The sequence below is a fragment of the Micromonospora sagamiensis genome (genome assembly GCF_014680085.1).
Taxonomy (GTDB): Bacteria; Actinomycetota; Actinomycetes; order Mycobacteriales; family Micromonosporaceae; genus Micromonospora; species Micromonospora inyonensis.
In genome coordinates, this window is record NZ_AP023438.1 from 1,827,258 (window position 1) to 1,846,024 (window position 18,767).

20 protein-coding genes and 1 pseudogene are annotated in these 18,767 nt (G+C 73.9%); 10 read left to right on the plus strand and 11 right to left on the minus strand.

Features of this window, described 5'->3' with window-relative positions:
• Positions 1-97: 97 nt before the first annotated feature.
• From IGA62_RS07480 to IGA62_RS07490, 3 genes and pseudogenes are all read right to left on the minus strand, one after another.
• Positions 98-1,645, minus strand: a pseudogene (locus IGA62_RS07480) (MDR family MFS transporter); the annotation flags it as partial.
• Between the two features lie 189 nt (positions 1,646-1,834).
• The gene (locus IGA62_RS07485) at positions 1,835-2,140 is read right to left on the minus strand and encodes a hypothetical protein (RefSeq protein WP_145815658.1); all 306 of its coding nucleotides are present in this window, start codon (positions 2,138-2,140) and stop codon (positions 1,835-1,837) included.
• A 188-nt stretch (positions 2,141-2,328) separates the two neighbouring features.
• Positions 2,329-2,544, minus strand: coding sequence for a biotin/lipoyl-binding carrier protein (locus tag IGA62_RS07490; RefSeq protein ID WP_088982253.1), 216 nt, complete (start codon positions 2,542-2,544; stop codon positions 2,329-2,331).
• Between the two features lie 218 nt (positions 2,545-2,762).
• Between IGA62_RS07490 and IGA62_RS30885 the strand changes: the two genes are divergently transcribed.
• A complete protein-coding gene (locus IGA62_RS30885; RefSeq protein WP_373684233.1) occupies positions 2,763-2,837 on the plus strand; it encodes a 50S ribosomal protein bL37 in 75 nt (24 codons plus the stop codon).
• A gap of 157 nt (positions 2,838-2,994) precedes the next feature.
• Here IGA62_RS30885 and rsrA read toward each other — a convergent pair whose 3' ends face one another.
• The 5 genes from rsrA to IGA62_RS07515 form a co-directional block, all read right to left on the minus strand.
• Positions 2,995-3,282, minus strand: coding sequence for a mycothiol system anti-sigma-R factor (gene rsrA / locus IGA62_RS07495; protein ID WP_145815657.1), 288 nt, complete (start codon positions 3,280-3,282; stop codon positions 2,995-2,997).
• 1 nt (position 3,283) lies between these two features.
• Complete coding sequence (locus tag IGA62_RS07500; RefSeq protein ID WP_145815656.1) at positions 3,284-4,105, minus strand: sigma-70 family RNA polymerase sigma factor; 822 nt, start codon at positions 4,103-4,105, stop codon at positions 3,284-3,286.
• Positions 4,106-4,355: 250 nt separating this feature from the next.
• The gene (locus IGA62_RS07505) at positions 4,356-5,000 is read right to left on the minus strand and encodes an alpha/beta hydrolase family protein (protein WP_145815655.1); all 645 of its coding nucleotides are present in this window, start codon (positions 4,998-5,000) and stop codon (positions 4,356-4,358) included.
• A 51-nt stretch (positions 5,001-5,051) separates the two neighbouring features.
• Positions 5,052-5,444, minus strand: coding sequence for a WhiB family transcriptional regulator (locus IGA62_RS07510; protein WP_091451194.1), 393 nt, complete (start codon positions 5,442-5,444; stop codon positions 5,052-5,054).
• A gap of 196 nt (positions 5,445-5,640) precedes the next feature.
• Positions 5,641-6,369 (minus strand): SOS response-associated peptidase, encoded by a 729-nt coding sequence (locus IGA62_RS07515; protein ID WP_145815654.1) that lies wholly within the window; start codon positions 6,367-6,369, stop codon positions 5,641-5,643.
• Between the two features lie 124 nt (positions 6,370-6,493).
• On the opposite strand from IGA62_RS07515, the gene aroA reads away from it, so the two are divergent.
• Genes aroA through IGA62_RS07535 form a run of 4 tightly spaced genes read left to right on the plus strand, consistent with a single transcriptional unit; the run spans position 6,494 to position 10,847 of the window.
• Entirely contained in the window at positions 6,494-7,795 is a 1,302-nt protein-coding gene (aroA, locus tag IGA62_RS07520) for a 3-phosphoshikimate 1-carboxyvinyltransferase (RefSeq protein ID WP_145815653.1), read from the plus strand.
• A gap of 16 nt (positions 7,796-7,811) precedes the next feature.
• Positions 7,812-8,882 carry a ribosome small subunit-dependent GTPase A gene (gene rsgA, locus IGA62_RS07525; RefSeq protein WP_145815652.1) on the plus strand — a complete coding sequence of 357 codons (1,071 nt, stop codon included), beginning with the start codon at positions 7,812-7,814 and terminating at the stop codon, positions 8,880-8,882.
• Between the two features lie 25 nt (positions 8,883-8,907).
• On the plus strand, positions 8,908-9,711 hold the full coding sequence (gene hisN / locus IGA62_RS07530; protein WP_145815651.1) for a histidinol-phosphatase: 804 nt from the start codon (positions 8,908-8,910) through the stop codon (positions 9,709-9,711).
• Between the two features lie 26 nt (positions 9,712-9,737).
• Positions 9,738-10,847, plus strand: a complete 1,110-nt coding sequence (locus IGA62_RS07535; protein WP_377464322.1) for a hypothetical protein — start codon at positions 9,738-9,740, stop codon at positions 10,845-10,847.
• Here the strand turns inward: IGA62_RS07535 and IGA62_RS07540 are convergent.
• On the minus strand, positions 10,805-12,004 hold the full coding sequence (locus IGA62_RS07540; protein WP_145815650.1) for a glycosyltransferase: 1,200 nt from the start codon (positions 12,002-12,004) through the stop codon (positions 10,805-10,807). The genes IGA62_RS07535 and IGA62_RS07540 overlap by 43 nt on opposite strands.
• A 239-nt stretch (positions 12,005-12,243) precedes the next feature.
• Between IGA62_RS07540 and IGA62_RS07545 the strand changes: the two genes are divergently transcribed.
• The 3 genes from IGA62_RS07545 to IGA62_RS07555 all read left to right on the plus strand — a co-directional run bounded on the left by IGA62_RS07545 (position 12,244) and on the right by IGA62_RS07555 (position 14,651).
• On the plus strand, positions 12,244-13,230 hold the full coding sequence (locus tag IGA62_RS07545; protein ID WP_145815649.1) for an SDR family oxidoreductase: 987 nt from the start codon (positions 12,244-12,246) through the stop codon (positions 13,228-13,230).
• 59 nt (positions 13,231-13,289) lie between these two features.
• Entirely contained in the window at positions 13,290-14,009 is a 720-nt protein-coding gene (locus IGA62_RS07550) for an ATP-binding protein (protein WP_232624913.1), read from the plus strand.
• Positions 14,010-14,078: 69 nt separating this feature from the next.
• Positions 14,079-14,651 carry a DUF5709 domain-containing protein gene (locus IGA62_RS07555; RefSeq protein WP_091451210.1) on the plus strand — a complete coding sequence of 191 codons (573 nt, stop codon included), beginning with the start codon at positions 14,079-14,081 and terminating at the stop codon, positions 14,649-14,651.
• 28 nt (positions 14,652-14,679) lie between these two features.
• On the opposite strand, the gene IGA62_RS07560 is transcribed toward IGA62_RS07555, so the two are convergent.
• Both IGA62_RS07560 and macS read right to left on the minus strand, forming a co-directional pair.
• Positions 14,680-15,345, minus strand: coding sequence for a response regulator (locus tag IGA62_RS07560; RefSeq protein ID WP_145815647.1), 666 nt, complete (start codon positions 15,343-15,345; stop codon positions 14,680-14,682).
• Positions 15,346-15,425: 80 nt separating this feature from the next.
• A complete protein-coding gene (macS, locus tag IGA62_RS07565) occupies positions 15,426-16,604 on the minus strand; it encodes a MacS family sensor histidine kinase (protein ID WP_145821737.1) in 1,179 nt (392 codons plus the stop codon).
• A gap of 122 nt (positions 16,605-16,726) precedes the next feature.
• Between macS and IGA62_RS07570 the strand changes: the two genes are divergently transcribed.
• Both IGA62_RS07570 and glpK read left to right on the plus strand, forming a co-directional pair.
• Positions 16,727-17,188 (plus strand): ATP-binding protein, encoded by a 462-nt coding sequence (locus IGA62_RS07570; protein ID WP_145815646.1) that lies wholly within the window; start codon positions 16,727-16,729, stop codon positions 17,186-17,188.
• Between the two features lie 33 nt (positions 17,189-17,221).
• Positions 17,222-18,694: a glycerol kinase GlpK gene (glpK, locus tag IGA62_RS07575; RefSeq protein WP_145815645.1), complete on the plus strand. Its 1,473-nt coding sequence runs from the start codon at positions 17,222-17,224 to the stop codon at positions 18,692-18,694.
• The last annotated feature ends 73 nt before the right edge of the window (positions 18,695-18,767 follow it).

The following is an 18,767-nucleotide window of genomic DNA, read 5'->3' on the forward strand; positions in this document are numbered from 1 at the left end:
CGGTCCCGGCAGCCTCGGGGAGCACGGTCGCGGCGACGTCGGCAGACGTGGTCCCGGCCTTGTCGGAGGACGCGGCTTCGGCACCGTCGGGGGACACGTCCCCGGCACCGTCGCCGGGTGCGATCTCGGGGCCGGAGCGGAGCGGGATCTCCCGGATGAACCAGGCGACCACGGGAATCGCCACGGCGAAGACCACCGCCCAGACGAAGACGTGCGCGATGGAGTCGGCCAGGCCACCGAGCACGGTCGCCCGCAGCTGCTCGGGGAGCGCGTTCAGGGCGGCCGGGTCCACCCCCTGCCCGTCGGCGGCACCGCTGACCGCCGGCCCGGCCGGGGAGTCGGCGAGGCGGTTGGCGAAGACCGCGCCGAAGAGGGAGATGCCGAACGAGCCGCCGATGGAACGGAAGAAGGTGGCCGCGCCACTGGCCGCGCCGAGGTCCCGCTGCTCGACGCTGTTCTGCGCGATCAGCATGGTGGTCTGCATGAGGAAACCCATGCCGGCCCCGAACACGACCATGTAGGCACCGGCCTCGGCACGGCTGGTGTCGGCGTCCAGCAGGGTGAACAGGGCCAAGCCCACGGCCATCACCACGCCGCCGACGACCGGGAAGATCCGGTACCGGCCGGTGCGGGTGATGGCGCGGCCGACGACCAGCGACACCACCAGCATGCCGAACATCAGGGGCAGCAGGAGCAGTCCGCTCTCGGTGGCCGAGGCCCCCTGCACGGTCTGCTGGTACAGCGGCAGGAAGTTCATCGCCCCGAACATCGCGAAGCCCAGGAGGAACCCCACCACCGAGACCAGCGCGAAGTTCCGGTTCACGAACAGGCCCAGCGGCAGGATCGGCTCGGACACCCGCCGCTCGACCACGGTGAAGGCGCCGAGAGTGAGCAGCGCGACGGCGGCCAGCCCGAGGATCTGCGGGGAGAGCCAGTCGTACTCGTTGCCGCCCCACGTGGTGATCAGCACCAGCGCGGTGATGCCGGCCGACAGCAGCGCCGCGCCCAGCCAGTCGATCCGGTGCTCGGTGCGGTACCGGGGCAGTCGCAGGGTGACCATCAGCAGCACCAGGGCCACGCCGCCGAGCGGAAGATTGACGTAGAAGGCCCACCGCCAGGAGAGGTGGTCGGTGATGAAGCCGCCGACGAGCGGACCGGCGACCATGGCGATCGCCATGATGCCGGCGAAGAGGCCCTGGTAGCGGCCCCGCTCCCGGGGCGGGACGAGGTCACCGATGATCGCCATGACGCCGACCATCAGGCCGCCGGCCCCCAGGCCCTGCACCGCGCGGAAGGCGATGAGCTGGGTCATCCCGCCGTCCGTGCCGCCCAGCAGCGTCGAGCCGGCCATGCCGCAGAGAGCCGAGCCGAACAGGAAGATGCCGACCGAGCTGAGGAAGACGGACTTGCGGCCGTACAGGTCGCCCAGCTTTCCCCAGATCGGCGTGGACACCGTGGTGCCGAGGACGTACGCGGTCACCACCCAGGTGAAGTGGTCGAGTCCGCCGAACTCGCCGACGATGCGCGGCAGCGCGGTACTGATGATCATGTTGTCGAGCATCGCCAGCATCATGGCGATCATCAGGGCCACGAGGACGAACCGGAGGTTCGGCGGCCCGGCGACAGGCTTGCTGGTCTGGCTCATGGGCTCCCCCGGTTGCGTGACCGACCGTCGTACCGACCGGTCGGTCAGCCTACGCGCCGGAGGCCAGGGGTCGCCGAGGATTGCCGCCGGTGGACCGGGTGACACCGGGCACAACCACACGTACGACGGCGCGCCCCCCGGTACCCCCGAGGGACGCGCCGCGCGTGGCCGGACCGGGAACGGGACCCGTCAGCTGAAGTTGTAGCAGTAGAGCTGGACGGTCGCGTTGTAGTAGTACTGCGAGATCGGCGTGACCTGGCTGTAGGTGACCCGGCAGTCCAGGAACGAGTTGAAGCCCGCCATGTCCGCCTTCCACTTGGCGTCGTTCTCGGCCCAGTAGAGGGCCATCGACGAGGTGGAGCTCGACCCGTAACCGGTGTACCAGCCCGATGCGTTCGTGCCCTCGGCGGACGCCGGGGCGGCACCGGCCAGCAGCGACACCGTGAACGCCCCGGCGACGGCCGTGGCCGCGAGAGCCTTGCGGACCATGCGCATGACAGCTCCGTTCTCTGTGCGGTGGATGCGTCGAGCCTGACATTCCCATCGACGGGAGTCAACGTGTCACAGCGAATGGGTCATTGCGATGACAAAGTTGCGTCAGAAGAATCCCACCGATCCGCCGGAAGCCATCCGCGAACCCGACGACGTGTACCCGTCCATCCGCTCCGCGACCAGGGGTTCGGTCAGTCGATCACCGCGATCAGGTCGCCGTCCTGGACGACGTCACCCTCGTTCACCGCGAGCTGCTTGACCACACCGTCGCACTCGGCAACGACCGGGATCTCCATCTTCATCGACTCCAGGATCACCAGTGTGTCGCCCTCGGACACGGTGTCGCCGGCCGACGCGACGACCTTCCAGACGTTGGCCACCATCTCGGCACGGATCTCCTCGGCCATCGGACGGCCCTCCCTCTCCACGGGTTGCTTGCGAACGGTATCCAATCACGTGACGGTCCCCCGCGCGGCGACATGTTCCGCCGGATACCGCCCCAGCCGGTGCGACGAGGGCCGGCGGCACTAGCATCAGCGGGTCGGACCGCAGGCGTCGAGAGACCGGTGCGACCGGCTCCCCGGTCGCGCAGCAGCCGACCAGGACTCGTCACGAGGAGGTCACCATGGCGAAGAAGGCTCGTAGGAAGAGGGCCCGTAAGAAGAGCGCCGCCAACCACGGCAAGCGCCCCAACTCCTGATCAGCGAGGCTGGTCGAGCACCGGCCGCGTCAGGACGACGGTGGCCCGGGTCGGATTTTCGACCCGGGCCACCGTCGTGTACGTCCGTTCGTCCCACGGCACGCGCCGTCGGCGGAGCGCCGACCCGCGACCGGTCGGATCGCGCCCAGGGGTGCGGTCAGTCGGCCAGTTCGCGGGACTCGGACGTCTCGAAGACGACCAGTTCGCTGATCTTGACCCGGAGCCGCTCGCGCAGGTCCGCCGGTGCGGTCTCGTTGCCGCAGCAGCGGGCCACCAGCGCCTTGACCTCCTGCTCGATGCCGTACTCGCGCAGGCAGGGACTGCACTCGTCCAGGTGGTCGCGGATCAACTGGCGACGCGCCTCCGCGCACTCCAGATCCAGGTAGAGGTAGACCTCCGCGAGCACCTCGCGGCAGTCCGTCTCGTGGGGCTCCCCACAGCTCACGTCACACCTCCCGGCCGGCGGCGGTGGTCGACCCACCGGAGGAGCGGGCCGCGGAGAAACCGCGCTCGGCCGCGTAGCGCTCCAGCAGCTTCCGCAGATTACGTCGACCCCGGTGCAGTCGGGACATCACCGTACCGATGGGCGTGCCCATGATGTCGGCGACCTCCTTGTAGGAGAAGCCCTCGACGTCGGTGAGGTAGACGGCCAGCCGGAACTCCTCGGGAAGCTGTTGCAGCGCTTCCTTGACGTCGCTGTCCGGGAGCCGGTCCAGCGCCTCGGTCTCGGCGGAGCGCAGACCGCTTGAGGTGTGCGACTCGGCCTCGGCGAGCTGCCAGTCGGTGATCTCCTCGGTCGGCGCCTGGATCGGCTGCCGCTGCCGCTTCCGGTAGGAGTTGATGTAGGTGTTGGTCAGGATCCGGTAGAGCCAGGCCTTGAGGTTCGTCCCCTGCTCGAACTGGTGGAAGGCGGCGTACGCCTTCAGGAACGTCTCCTGGAGCAGGTCCTCCGCGTCGGCCGGGTTGCGGGTCATCCGCAGCGCGGCCGCGTAGAGCTGGTCGACGAAGGGCAGCGCGTCGCGCTCGAAGCGCGCCCGGCGCTCGTCCGTCTTTTCGGTGGTCAACCGCACATCCCCTCGCGTCGGATGCCTTCCCGCCGAGAATACGCGCACGGACCTGTTCGTAGATTCACTTTCCGCCGGTGTGCTCGTGCTCACCCCGTGCCCGACCGGCGCCGCCGCTGCGGGCCACGGTGGCCCGTCCAGCAGCCGGCGCAGCCGACGCGCGTCCCGCTCGTCCCGTTCCCGGCTCTGTGTCCCGGTCGGCACCGGTCACCCCCCTCGGTCGTTCGCAACCCGTCCAGCGGGTGCAACACCGCCCCACCGGCGACGCATTCCGCCCCCGTTCCCGGCCCCAGCGGCACCGGGGGGTGGACGCTGGGACCAGGAAGGGCCTGGGAGGGCGGTGCCCGCCGCGGGGGCCGGCACCAATCGATGCAACGACCCGTCGTCGCCGGGGGTCACGGCCGGACGCGTGGCCGTCGTCGCGCGGCACGACGCGGCGGCGCGGCTGGCGAGGTCACGGCCGCACGGCGCGGTCGCCGCCGGGCCGGCGGGCCCAGCCTCGGGCGTGCAACCAGTCGACCACCACGTCGGCGGTTCCCGCCGGATCGCGGCGCAGGTCGTGGCGCTCCCCCGGACGGACCACCACCCGTACCGCCGCTCCGGCGTCCGGCACCCCGAACGGGTCCAGGTCGCCGTTGACGACCAGCGTCGGCAGCCCGGTGTCGAGTTCCGCCGCCCGCGACCGCTCCGGCCGGCCCGGCGGGTGCAGCGGGAACGCCAGGGCGACCACGCCCACCGCGCCGGCCGCGCGGGCCGTCCGACAGGCCACCCGCGCGCCGCTGGACCGTCCTCCGACCAGCAGCGCCGGCACGGTGGGATGGCGGTGGCGCAGGTCGGCCAGCACGGCCGTCCAGGACTCGTCGAGGTGACCGGCGGGGGCCGGGGCACGCCGGCCGGCGACGCGGTAGGGCTGGGTGACCCGGACGACGAGCACCCCGGCCGCCACCGCCGCGTCCCGGAGCGCGACCAGGTCCGGTGCGTCCACCCCGCCGCCGGCACCGTGGCCGAGCACGAGCAGGCTCGCCGCCGGACCGGTCGGCGGATCGGCGTCCAGCCACGCCGGGCCCCGGGGCGTCTCGACCTCCACGCGGTGTCGCACCGGCCCATTCTGCGCCGCAGCCGCGACCACCACGCGTCCGCCCGGCGGACGTCAGGAGAGCGGCACCAGGGCGAGCAGGCGGTCGCGGACCGGCGGGCCGGCCTCGTCGGCCGCGTCCGGGTCCGGTTGGACCTCGCTGCGCCAGGCGACCAGCATCGCCCGCCGCTCGCGGGGTGTGGTGCCACCCCACACACCGTGGTAGTCCCCGGCCTCCAGGGCCCAGGCCAGGCAGGACCCCTGCACCTCACATGTGCGGCAGAGCGCGACGGCCGCGTCGGCCGGTTCGTTCGGCGCCGGAAAGAACGTCTCCGGGTCCACGCTGCGGCAGGTTCCCTTGGTGCGCCACGCGTCGTCCTGCCGTCGTTCGCGCAGGGCCCGCAACAGTCGCGGATCGCGGCGCGCGGCGGCCACTTCGTGCGGGCGGGGCATTCGCGCCCGTGTCATCAACCCACCTCCCCCGTGGGACCGGCTGAATCGGCGATGGTCGATCGCACCGTACGATCGACACCCACTACCGGCGCTGTGTTCTATCGCACTTGGACACACCGGGACAAGGGTCTGCGGAAAAATGGGCGAATATTCGCACGACGATTCGCCCGCAACTCTGGCAAATCAGCACCCGACAATGCGCTGACGCGGTTCAGAACAGCGTCATTTCGTCGGCCGCCTCCGCCACGGGCGGACGGGGGCGCGGCGCCGGCACACCGGGCACCCGGTCGGTCAGCTCCGGTCCGCCGTTGCGGACATTGCCCACCTCCGGTCCGACCGGACGGATCTCCAGCCCGGCCAGCCACTCCTCGTCCGCGCCGAGCAGGGCGGTCGGGTCGGCGGTGGGGGCGAGCCAGCGGCCCCACCGCTCCGGTGGGAGGAGCACCGGCATCCGGTCGTGCACGCCGGTCAGCACGCCCACGGCGGCGGTGGTGAGCACGCTACAGGTGAGCCAGGGGCCGTCCGGCCCCCGCCACACCGACCAGATCCCGGCGAGGGCGAGCACGTCACCGTCGGTCCGGGTCAGGTAGTACGGCTGCTTGCCGCCGTCGGTGCGGGCCCACTCGTACCACCCGTCGGCGGGCACCAGACAGCGCCGGCGGGCGAACGGAGCGGCGTACGCCCGGCTGGTCGCCACCGTCTCGACGCGGGCGTTGATCATGCGCGCGCCGGCCGACGGGGACGTCGCCCACGGCGGCAGCAGCCCCCAGCGGGCCAGGGACACCGCCCGCGTCCCCTCGTCGTCGACCCGGACCACCGGCACCGGTTTCGTCGGCGCGACGTTCCAGTCCGGCCGCAGCCGGCCGTCGGTGTCGTCGTACGCCTCGAAGAGCTGGCTCAGCGCCCCGGAACTGCGAGTGGTCGCGTACCTGCCGCACATGCCGACACGCTAACCCGCCGGTCCGACTCCCACCGTCCTGCGGACGACGGACGGCCGTCCCGCCCACCGGGAGGCGACGTGACCGCCTGGTCCATCGGGACCGGAAACCCGGCAGAATGTGACCGTGGGGAATCTGACCGCGACCCGTCCGTTGCAGCCGTGGACCGCGCCGACCGCCAGCGAACCGGTCTCGGCGACGCTCCGGCTGCCCGGCTCCAAGTCGCTGACCGCGCGGGCCCTGGTGCTCGGCGCCCTGGCCAACGGGCCGTCCACCCTGATGGGGGCGCTCCGGGCCCGGGACACCGAGCTGATGGCCGGCGCGCTGCGGGCGATGGGCGCGCACATGTCGATCGCCGACGACGACCGATGGCTGGTCCGGCCGCACCCGTTGGTCGGCCCGGCGCACGTCGACGTCGGCCTGGCCGGCACGGTGATGCGCTTCGTCCCACCCGTCGCCGGGCTGACCGACGGCCGGGTCACCTTCGACGGCGACCCGGCGGCGCGCACCCGCCCGCTCGGCCCGCTGGTCGGGGCGCTGCGCTCGCTCGGCGTCCGGATCGACGTCACCGGCCCGGGGAGCCTGCCGCTGACCGTGCTCGGCACCGGCCGGGTGACCGGTGGCGAGGTGGTGATCGACGCCTCCGCCTCCAGCCAGCTCGTCTCCGGGCTGCTGCTGGCCGCCCCGCGCTTCGACCGGGGCGTGGTGGTCCGGCACGTGGGCCCGCCGGTCCCGTCCGCACCGCACCTGCGGATGACCGTGCAGATGCTCCGGGCCGCGGGCGCGGCCGTGGACGACGGCACGCCGGACGTCTGGACGGTCGAGCCCGGTCCGCTCAGCGGCCGGGTCTGGGAGATCGAGCCGGACCTCTCCGGCGCAGTTCCGTTCTTCGCCGCCGCGCTGGTCACCGGGGGTGAGGTCACCCTGCGGGGCTGGCCGCGCAGCAGCGCCCAGCCGGTCGAGCGGCTCCGCTCGCTGCTGCACGAGATGGGCGGGCAGGTGAGCCTCTCCACGGCCGGGCTGACCGTCCGGGGCACCGGCACGGTGCACGGCATCACCGCCGACCTCGCCGACGTCAGCGAGCTGACCCCGGTGCTGACCGCGCTCGCCATGCTCGCCGACTCCCCGTCGGTGTTCACCGGCGTCGGGCACATCCGGGGCCACGAGACCGACCGGATCGCCGCCCTGGCCCGGGAGTTCACCGGGCTCGGCGCGGACGTCACCGAATCCCCCGACGGGCTGGAGATCCGTCCCCGGCCGCTGCGCGGCGGGGTGTTCCGCACGTACCACGACCACCGGATGGCGCACGCCGCCGCGGTGACCGGGCTGGCCGTCCCGGGCGTCGAACTCGACGACGTGTCGTGCACCTCCAAGACCATGCCGGAGTTCCCGGCACTATGGTCGGGGATGGTGACCGGCGGGAACTGACGGACAGGGGGCGGTCCTGGCGACACGACGACGCGAGTACGACGAGGAGGACGTCCGGGTCCGGCCCGGCCGGTCCTCGCGCCCGCGTACCCGCACCCGCCCGCAGCACGCCGACGCCGTCGAGGGCTTCGTGATCGCCGTCGACCGGGGCCGGTACACCTGCGTCCTCCCCGACGACGAGCCGGAGACGCCTCCCGTCACCGCGATGCGCGCCCGCGAGCTGGGCCGCCGGTCGGTGGTGGTCGGCGACCGGGTCGGGCTGGTCGGTGACACCTCCGGCACGGACGGCGCGCTGGCCCGGATCGTCCGGATCGACGAGCGCCGGTCGGTGCTGCGACGCACCGCCGACGACGACGAGACCACCCCCGAGGGGCGGTTGGAGCGGGTCGTGGTGGCCAACGCCGACCAGCTGGTGATCGTCGGCTCGCTGTCGGACCCGCCGCCGCGCACCGGCTTCATCGACCGCTGCCTGGTGGCGGCGTACGACGCGGACGTCGAACCGCTGCTCTGCCTGACCAAGGCCGACCTCGCCGGGCCGGAGGCCGTCCTCGACTACTACGCCGAGCTGGACCTGCGGCACGTGCTGGTCCGGCCGGACTCCGACCTGACCGAGCTGCGCGAGCTGCTCGCCGGACGGATATCGGTCCTGGTCGGGCACTCCGGCGTGGGCAAGTCGACCCTGGTCAACCGGCTGGTGCCGGCGGCCGACCGGGCGGTGGGCACGGTCAGCGCGATCGGCCGCGGCCGACACACCTCGACCAGCGCGGTGGCGCTGCGCCTGCCCCCGGTGCCCGATACCGACACCGACCCGGGCTGGATCGTGGACACTCCCGGGGTGCGCAGCTTCGGGCTGGCGCACGTCTCGGCGGAGAGCCTGCTGCACGGCTTCCCCGACCTGGTGGAGGCGACCGCCGACTGCCCGGCCAACTGCGAGCACACCGCCGACCAGGAGGGCTGCGCGCTGGACGCCTGGGTGGCCGCCGGGAAGGCGGATCCGCGCCGGCTGGCGTCGTACCGCCGGTTGCTCGCCTCGCGGGCCGGGGAGACCGACGGGCGGACGGAGGCCGACCCGCACGGCGCGGCGTGACGCGGGCGTCGCTACCGTCTCCCCCATGACCGGGTACGCCGACGACCTCGCCCTCGCCCACCGGCTCGCCGACGCCGCCGACGCCGTGTCGACCGCCCGTTTCCGGGCGCTCGACCTGCGGGTGGAGTCGAAGCCCGACCTGACCCCGGTCTCCGACGCGGACACCGCCGTGGAGCGGGAGATCCGCGCGCTGCTCGCCACGCACCGGCCCGCCGACGGCCTGCTCGGCGAGGAGTACGGCGAGCAGCCCGCCACCGGCCCGGGGGGACGGCGCTGGGTGGTGGACCCGATCGACGGCACCAAGAACTTCGTCCGGGGGGTGCCGATCTGGGCCACCCTGATCGCACTGCTGGAGGGCGACCGGCCGGTGCTCGGGCTGGTCTCCGCCCCGGCGTTGGGCCGACGCTGGTGGGCGGCGACCGGCACGGGCGCGTACGCCGGCCCGGACGCGGCACACGGCGAACCGATCCGGGTCTCCGGTGTGGCCAGCCTCGCCGACGCGAGCTTCTGCTACGCCTCGCTGGACAGCTGGGAGGCCACCGGACGACTGGCGGCGATGCTCCAGATCATGCGGGACAGCTGGCGCAGCCGGGCGTACGGCGACTTCTACGGCTACATGCTGCTCGCCGAAGGCGCCCTGGACGTGATGGTCGAACCGGAGCTGTCGCTGTGGGACATCGCCGCGCTGGTGCCCATCGTCACCGAGGCGGGCGGCACCCTCACCGACCTGGCCGGCGCCCCCGCTCCCGGCGCCGGTAGCTCGGTGGCGACCAACGGCCACCTGCACCCCGAGATCCTCGGTCGGCTGGGTCGGCCTGCCGAGCGCTGAGCCGGGGCACCATCTATCCTCGCCGGGTGTCTACCTCCGGTTGGTGTTTCCTCGCGGCGATGATCGTCGCGTACGGCATCGCCAACCTCCTCCAGTCCGTCGCCGCGGCGCGCACCACCGTGCACCACACCTTCCACCCGGGCCTGCTGCTGCGGCTGGCCTGCCACCCCACCTACCTGGTCGGACTCACCTGTCAGGTGGCCGGGTTCGTGCTGGCCTTCCTGGCCCGCCGGGACCTGCCGCTGTTCCTGGTCCAGGCCAGCGTGGCGGCCGGGCTGGGGGTCACCGCGGTGCTCGGCGTACTGGTGTTGAAGTGGCGGCTGCCGAGGGCGGAGGTGGCGCTGCTCGGTCTGCTCTTCGGCGGGATCACCGCACTCGTGCTGGCCGCCCGCCCCGCGCCGTCCAAGCAGCTCGGCGCGGCCGGGCTGATCGGCCTGACGGTCGCCCTGGCCGCCGTCGCGCTGCTCGGCTTCTTCGCGGTACGCCTGCACGGCGCACCGGGTTCGGTGGCGCTGGGCTCCCTGGCGGGGCTGGCCTTCTCCGCCGCCGCGGTGGCCGCCCGGCCGTTGGCGTCGGTGCACTCGGGGGAGACGTTCCTCCGCGACCCGCTGCTCTACCTGCTGATCGCGCACTCGGTGGTCGGGCAGCTCCTGCTCGGTCTGGCCATGCAGCGCGGGTCGACGACGGCGGCGGTGGCCGCGATGGACGCCGCCGGGGCGGTGCCCGCCGCGATCGTCGGGCTGTTGCTGCTCAACGACAAGATCTGGCCCGGCCGGGAGTGGCTGGCCGCCGTCGGCTTCCTGGGCACGCTGGTCGCGGTGATCGGCCTGACCCGGTACGCCGAGCCGCAGCACCACCGGCCCGCCGCCGACCGCCACAGCCGTCCGGTGCTCCCGGCGGCCCGGGTGCCCGGGGGCGGCTCGGGTGCCGCCGGTGTGGGTGCCGGGGGCGGCTCGGGTGCCGGGGTGGTGGTTGCAGGGGGCCCTTCCTCATCACCAGGCGGTAGCCGGGGTCCCCTGCAACCACCCCGGCACACCGCGCACGCCGACGCCGTACACCACAACCACGCCAACGCCTCTCACGTCAACGCCGCTCACGCCTCCACCGGCTTGCGGCGGCCGACCACCCGCTCGTAGAGCCGTTCCAGCGCACCGGCGGTCCGTTCCCAGGTGTAGCTGCACCGCACCCGGTCCACCGCCGCGTGCCCGTAGGCGAACCGCCCGGCGTGGTCGGCGAGGAGACGACGCAGGGCCATTCCCAGGGTGCGGACGTCCCCGGGCGGCACCAGCTTGCCGGTGACCTCGTCCACCACCGCGTCGGCGATGCCACCCATGGCGTACCCGACCACCGGCACGCCGCACGCCATCGCCTCCAGCGGGACGCGCCCGGCGGAGGCGTAGTGCGGGGTGCAGGCGACCACGTCAGCCGACCGGTACCAGGTGGCCATCTGGTCGTGCGGCACCGCGCCGACCAGGCGTACCTGCTCGGCGACGCCGGCCCGTTCGGCCAGTTCGCGCAGCCGGCGGGCCTCCGTGTGCCCGCCGAGCTGCTCCGCCGGTGGCCCCCCGGCGATCACCAGTTCCGCGTCGCCGACCAGGCGCATCGCCCGGATCAGGTCGTCGTGGCCGCTGGACGGGGTCAGGCCGCCGACGGTGAGGATCCGGGCTCGTTGCTCCCGGGGCGCGGCCTCCCCGTCGGGGTGGAACTGCGCGGTGTCCACCCCGGTCGGCACCAGCGCCACCGAGGCCCGTTGCAGTCCCATCCGGGTCAGCTCGTCGACCTCGTCGTTGCACTGGGCGACGGCCATGTCCACCGCGCGGGTCAGGGCCCGCTCCAGCGGGATCCGCTCTCCCGGGCCGGCGTACTCGCGGCCGAGGTGGCGCAGCTGCTCGATGCCGAGGGAGTGGAAGGTCTGCACCACCGGCACGTCGGTGCCCCGGGCCGCGTGAGCGGCGGCCAGCCCGCCGACCCAGTAGTGGCCGTGGATCACCTCCGGGCGCCAGTCGCCGGTCCACCGGTCGGCCAGCCACCGCCCGAACTCGGCGACGTACGGCACCAGCCGGGCGGTGGGGGTGGGCGCGGGCGGCCCGACCGGAACCAATTCCAGCCGGTAGCCGTCCCGGTCCACGGACGGGGGCGCGTCGGGGTCGTCGCGTCGTTCGTAGACCCGGACGTGGTGGCCCCGGCCGGCCAGTTCGGCGGCGATCCGGGCGATGTGCTGGTGTGTGCCGACGACAGGACCGTCGGCACGCCGGGCCGGCCCGGCGTGCGCGCAGACTAGGCCGACGCGCATGGTCACCTCCATGCGATCACACGAGCTACGGTCCTCCGGTCAGAGGGTCCCATTAACCTGGGGCCAAGGAGCCGAAACCTGGCAGATCAGGATCGGTCGGACCGGCACCGTCGCCGCCGGAGGTCGCGTCACCCGCCGACACCTCGCCGCCCCCGCCCGGATGGGTCGGACCAAACCCGCGAACCGGAAGAATCGGCGCGGACAGGTATGCAACCGGTCGGCGGGGGTACCGGCTGAAGATGCCTCTCACCCGCAGCCTCGATGATTCGACCGTGGTGGTCACCGGCGCCTCCAGCGGCATCGGCGCGGCGACCGCCTGCGCCCTGGCCCGCCGGGGCGCGGACGTGGTGCTCGCCGCGCGCAGCGCGGACGCCCTGGAACAGGTGGCCGAACGCTGCCGGCGGCTGGGGGCGCGAGCGCTGGCCGTCCCCACCGACGTCACCGACCCGGCGCGGGTCGGGCACCTCGCCGCCCGCGCGGCGGCGGAGTTCGGCGGGATCGACGCCTGGGTGAACAACGCGGCGGTCAGCGCGGTGGGGCTGTTCGACGAGATCCCGGCCGACGAGTTCCGCCGGGTGGTCGAGGTCAACCTGCTCGGCGTGGTGCACGGCACCCGGGCCGCACTGCCGCACCTGCTCGCGGGCGGCGGCGGGGTGGTGGTCAACAACGCGTCCGTGCTGGCCGAGGTGGCGATGCCGTACCAGTCGGCGTACAACGCCACGAAACACGGCATCCGGGGGTTCGCCGACACGGTACGGCAGGAGCTGCGGGTCACCGGGCGGCATGCCGTCTCGATCTGCACGGTGCTGCCGGCCAGCATCGACACCCCGTTCTTCGCGCACGCGGCCAACCACACCGGCCGGGAGCTGACCCCGCCCCCGCCGGTCTATCCGCCCGACCTGGTGGCGGAGACGATCGTCCGGCTGATCCGCCGGCCCCGGCGGGAGGCGTACGCGGGCGGGGCCGCCCGCCTGCTCGGCCTCCAGTGGCGGCTGGCCCCGGCGCTGGCGGAACGGGCCCTCGGCTGGTACGCCGCCCGCGCCCAGCTCGGGCCGGCGACCCACCCCGACGACAGCGGCAACGTGTTCCGGGCCGACGCCTCGGCCGAGCTGGAAGGCGGCTGGCACGGTCGCCGCCGGCACCTGGTCCGGGTGGGTACCGCGCTCGGCCTGGCCGCCGCCGGCACCGTGGCCGTCCTGGCCCGCCGTGCCCGGTCAGAGCCATGAGTTCACCGCCGGACCGACCGGATGCGCGCCCCACCGGTGGCGTGCACAATAGGGCGACCATGCCGACGGACGTGCAGTGCCAGGTGGAGACGGACGGATCCGCACTGGTCCGGCTGACCGGGTCACTCGACCACACCGGCGCGAACACGGTCCGCGACGCCCTCCTCACCCGGCTCGGCGACCACGCCGGCCCGGTGGTGGTGGATCTCTCCGAACTCCGGATCACCGACCCCACCGCCCGCGCGGTCTTCACCGAGGTCCGCCGGGCGGTCGCCGACTGGCCCGCGGCGGACCTGCTGGTCTGCGATCCGGCCGGCGGCTGGACGGTCGACGGGGCGCCGGTCTGGTCGAGTCCGGAGGTGGCACTCGCCGGGCTGCCCTCCGGCGGCGCGGTCACCGCCGACCTGCCGCCCTCGGTCGGCGCGGCCCGGCAGGCCCGCGAGCTGGTCGCCGCCGGCTGCGCCCGGTGGGGTCTGCCCGACCTGATCGAACCGGGGGCGATCGCGGTCACCGAGATGGTCAACAACGTGGTGGCCCATGCCCGGACCCCGATGACGGTACGGCTCGCTCCCGGCCACCACGTGCTGCGGCTGGCCGTCCGGGACCACTCCCCGCACACGCCCCGGTTCGCCGGGATCGCCCCGCTGACGTCGGCCGGCGGCCGGGGACTGCTGCTGATCGACACCGTGTCGCGCCGCTGGGGTTGCACCCCGCTGCCGGAGGGAAAACTGGTCTGGGCCGTCCTGGACGGGGAGGACGAGGCCGCTCTGGCCGGCTAGTCCCCTTCCGGGCCCGTGTCGGCGGGCCGGGCGCGGTTACGCCGGGTGGGCAGCGGGTAGGGATCAACCATGCGCGACGACGAGTACCCGACCCCCGTGTCCGACCCCGAGGCGGAGGGCCTGCCCGACACCGCCGACGACGACTCCACCGCCAACGACGACGTCGAGACCGGTCGCGAGGCGGACGGTCCGGAGCCGGCCCAGCTGCCCGGTGACCGTACGCCGGTGGCCGTGGACCGGTTCGGGTCCACCGCCGAGGAGCAGCGGGACGGCGAGTCGCTGGACTACAAGCTCGACCGGGAACAGTACGAGCGTCCGGCCGACGACCCGCTGGCCGGCCCGGTCGACCCGGACATCGCGGCCGAGGCGGACAGCGAGGAGGCCGCCGCGCAGGCCCAGCTCGATGCCGACGTGATGGAACCCGGCCCCACCTCCGACCCGCACTCCCCGGTCTCCCTCTACGACCACGGTCAGCTCGGCAGTGTCGCCGACGCCCAGGTCGGCCGGCTGGTCGAGCCGGACGAGGGGGTACGCAGCGACAGCGAGAGCGATTCCGTGGCGTACGACGCCGGGGCGGCCGGGGGCGGGGCGAGCGCCGAGGAACTGGCCATCCACGAGACCCGCCCGCCGGAGGCGCACTGACCACAGGCCCGCCGCCGTCGCCCGGGGCTCAGTCGTCGAGGCCCCGGGCGATGGCGTAACGGGTCAGCTCGACCCGGTTGTGCAGGTGCAGCTTGCCCAGCGTGTTCTGCACGTGGTTCTGCACCGTACGGTGCGACAGGCCCAGCCGCGCGGCGATCTGCTTGTACGACAGGCCCTTGGCCACCAGGCGCAGCACCTCGGTCTCCCGCTCGGTGAGCCGGGGTGCGCCGTCGTCGTCGGCCGGTGCCCCGGGCCGGGCGGCCAGCCGGCGGTACTCGCCGAGCACCAGGCCGGCGAGACCCGGCGTGAAGACGGCCTCCCCGAGGGCGGTGCGCCGGACCGCGTCCAGGAACTCCCCCGCCGCGGCCGACTTGAGCAGGTACCCGGTGGCGCCGGCCTTCACCGCCTCCAGCACGTCCTGCTCCTCACCGCTGGCGGAGAGCATCAGCACCCGCACCTCGGGCAGCGCGGCCCGCAGGCCCCGGATCACCTCCACCCCACCCGCGTCGGGCAGGTGCAGGTCGAGGACGACGACGTCGGGTCGGGCGGCGGGGGCGATCCGGACGGCCTGGTGTCCCTCGCCGGTGGTGGCCACCACGAGGTGACCGGCCTCGGTGAGGTCCCGCGCCACCCCGTCCCGCCACATCGGATGGTCGTCGACAACCATCACCCGGACCGCCTCGACCTCGCTCATCCCGCCACCCTAGGCCGCCGTCCGGGACGGCGCCCCGGCCGGACGGGCCCGCCGCACCGGGCCGACCGGACGGGTGTCTCTCACGGGCGCGGCAGCACCAACTCGATCTCGGTGCCCTCGCCGGGGACGGAGGTGATCGTGGTGGTCCCACCGAGGTCGGCCAGGCGTCCCCGGATGGACTGGGCCACGCCCAGGCGACCCTGGGCGGCGGCCTCGTCCAGCCGGCCGGCGGGAATACCCGGTCCGGCGTCGCGGATCGAGACCCGCACCAGCGCCCCCTCGTCCTCCAGCAGCACCCAGGCCCGGCCGTCGGCGTGCCGGGCGACGTTGTCCAGGGCCGCCGCCACGGCGGCGGTCACCTCCTTCGCGGCGTGCGCCGGCAGCGGCACCGGCGTGGCCGGGGCGGCCAACGACACCGTCGGCCCGGCGAAGCGGCGGAGCAGGTCCCGCAGGTCGCGCACCGACGGATCAGAGGACGACCGGGCGGCCGGCGGGGCGGAGGACGGCCGGCCAGCCGACGGGACCGAGGACGGCCGGGGAGCCGGCGGGCCGGTGGCGATCAGGGTGCGCAGGGCCGCCTCCTGCTCACCGGCGAGCCGGGCGAGTTCGCCGGCCTCGCCGTCGAGGTGCGCACCGCGCCGCTGCACCAGGGCGAGCACCTGGAGCACCGAGTCGTGGATGTCCCGGGCGAGCCGTTCCCGCTCCCGGCTCGCCGCCTCGATCTCGACCGCCCGCTGCAACCGTTCCCCGGCGGTCACGGCCAGCCGGGCCACGTGCCCGACCACCACCCCGGCGAGCAGCAGCAGGACCGCGCCGTTCAGCGCCGACGGGGTGATCCAGCCACGGACCAGCAGGTCACCGGCGCCGAGCACCAGCGCGGCCACCACGCCCCGCCGCCGGCCGCCGGAGACCGCCCAGGCCAGCACCGGGCCGCCGAGCCAGGCGACGGCGAGGGCGGGCACCCCGGCGGCCAACGTCGCGCGGCCGACCACCCAGGGGCTGAGCAGCAGGATTCCGAGGACGACGCCGAGGTCGGCCAGGAGCAGCGGCCACCCCCGCCAGGTCGGCCGGGCGTACGCGTACGCGGTGGTGGCCGTCCAGCCGGCCATCGCCGCCAGCACCGGCCAGGCGGCCAGCGGGTGGTCGTACCGGTGGAGGTCGCGCAGGACGACCACGCAGGCGTACCCCAGGGCGGCGACGCGGTAGACGGCGATGGCCCGCCAGAGCGGCACCTCCAGCCCGCCGGGCGGGGTCGGCATGGGCAGCAGGATGCCACACCGGCGGAGCACCGCCGCCGGATTGGTGACGAGCCCCACGTCATACCATCACGTAGGGTAGAAATACCACGAAAAACCTCGAGAACCCAGCGGCGGTACGGGCCATGACGAACGCCGAACGCTCCACACCGCGTACGGTGGTGCCCATCGAACGTTCCCTGCTGATCGCCGAAGCCTTCGACCAGGCCCAGGTGACGGAGTTGCGACACTCCGTCACCTCCTGCGCGCATGCCGCCGGACTGTCCGGTCAGCGCCTGGACGACTTCGTGCTCGCGGTCAACGAACTGATCACCAATGCCGTCCGGCACGGTGGCGGCCGGGGCTGGCTGCGGCTGTGGCGGCAGGCGGAGAGCATGCTCTGCGAGGTCTCCGACCACGGTCAGGGGATCAGCGCCCAGCGCCTGCACGACCGGCGTCGACCGGCACCGGAGACCGCCGGGGGCTGGGGACTCTGGCTGGCCCGGGAACTCAGCGACACCATGCAGGTGGAGACCGGCACGGCCGGCACCACCGTACGGATCAGCACCGTCCTCCAGGCCCCGCAGCCCACCGGGCACGGGGACTGACGCGGCCGGCCCGGCCCGGGTACGGTGCTCCGGGTGAGCCCGCAACACGTCGCCGCCATCGATCAGGGCACCACCTCCTCCCGGTGCATCGTCTTCGACCGGGCCGGCGAGATCGTCGCCGTCGCCCAGCGCGAGCACCGGCAGGTCTTCCCCCGGCCCGGCTGGGTGGAGCACGACGCCGAGGAGATCTGGGCCAACGTCGAGCGGGTGGTCGGCGAGGCGCTCGCGGCGGCCGGCATCGGCCCGGACGGGCTCGCCGCGGTCGGCATCACCAACCAGCGGGAGACCACCCTCGTCTGGGACCGCGCCACCGGTCGTCCGGTCGCCAACGCGATCGTCTGGCAGGACACCCGCACCGAGCCGATCCTGCGGAACCTGGACGAGGATCTGTTCCGCTCCCGCACCGGCCTGCCGCTGGCCACCTACTTCGCCGGTCCGAAGCTGCGCTGGCTGCTCGACCACGTGGACGGGCTGCGAGACCGCGCCGAGGCCGGTGAGGTGCTCTTCGGCACCATGGACAGCTGGCTGATCTGGAAGCTCACGGGCCGGCACGTCACCGACGTGACCAATGCCAGCCGGACCATGCTGATGGACCTCACCACCCTCGACTGGGATCCGGAACTGCTCGACGCGCTGGGCGTACCGGCCGGCGTGCTGCCCGAGATCCGCTCCTCCGCCGAGGTGTACGGCACCGCCACCGGCGTCCTCGCCGGGGTGCCGGTGGCCAGTGCCCTCGGCGACCAGCAGGCCGCCCTGTTCGGGCAGACCTGCTTCCAGCCCGGCGAGGCCAAGTGCACCTACGGCACCGGCAGCTTCCTGCTGCTCAACACCGGAGCCAGCCCGGTGCCGTCGGGCCACGGCCTGCTCACCACGGTCGCCTACCGCATCGGCGAGCAGCCGGCGGCGTACGCGCTGGAGGGGGCGATCGCGGTCACCGGGTCACTGGTGCAGTGGCTCCGGGACAACCTCGGGCTGATCTCCACCGCCCCCCAGGTGGAGGAACTGGCCCGCACCGTCGACGACAACGGCGGCTGCTACGTCGTCCCGGCCTTCTCCGGGTTGTTCGCGCCGTACTGGCGCAGCGACGCCCGGGGGGTCGTCGCCGGGCTGACCGGCTACATCACCAAGGGGCACCTGGCGCGGGCGGTGCTGGAGGCGTCCGCCTGGCAGACCCGGGACGTGGTGGACGCGATGAACGCCGACTCCGACGTGGCGTTGCGCCGGCTGCGGGTGGACGGCGGGATGACCGGCAACGCGCTGCTCATGCAGTTCCTCGCCGACGTGCTGGACGTGCCGGTGGTGCGCTCCCGGATCACCGAGACCACCTGCCTCGGCGCCGCGTACGCGGCCGGGCTGGCGGTCGGCTTCTGGCCGGACCTGGCCACCCTGCGCGGGCAGTGGCGCTCCGACGCGCAGTGGACGCCCGGCATGGACGCCGATCACCGCGAGCGGGAACTGCGCAACTGGCACAAGGCGGTGCAGCGCACCCTCGACTGGGTCGACTGAGCACCCGCCGGCCGAGCGCTTTCCCGCCGGCCGGTCCGCGTCCGCCGCGCACCGGCCGGTCGATCCGCGTGGG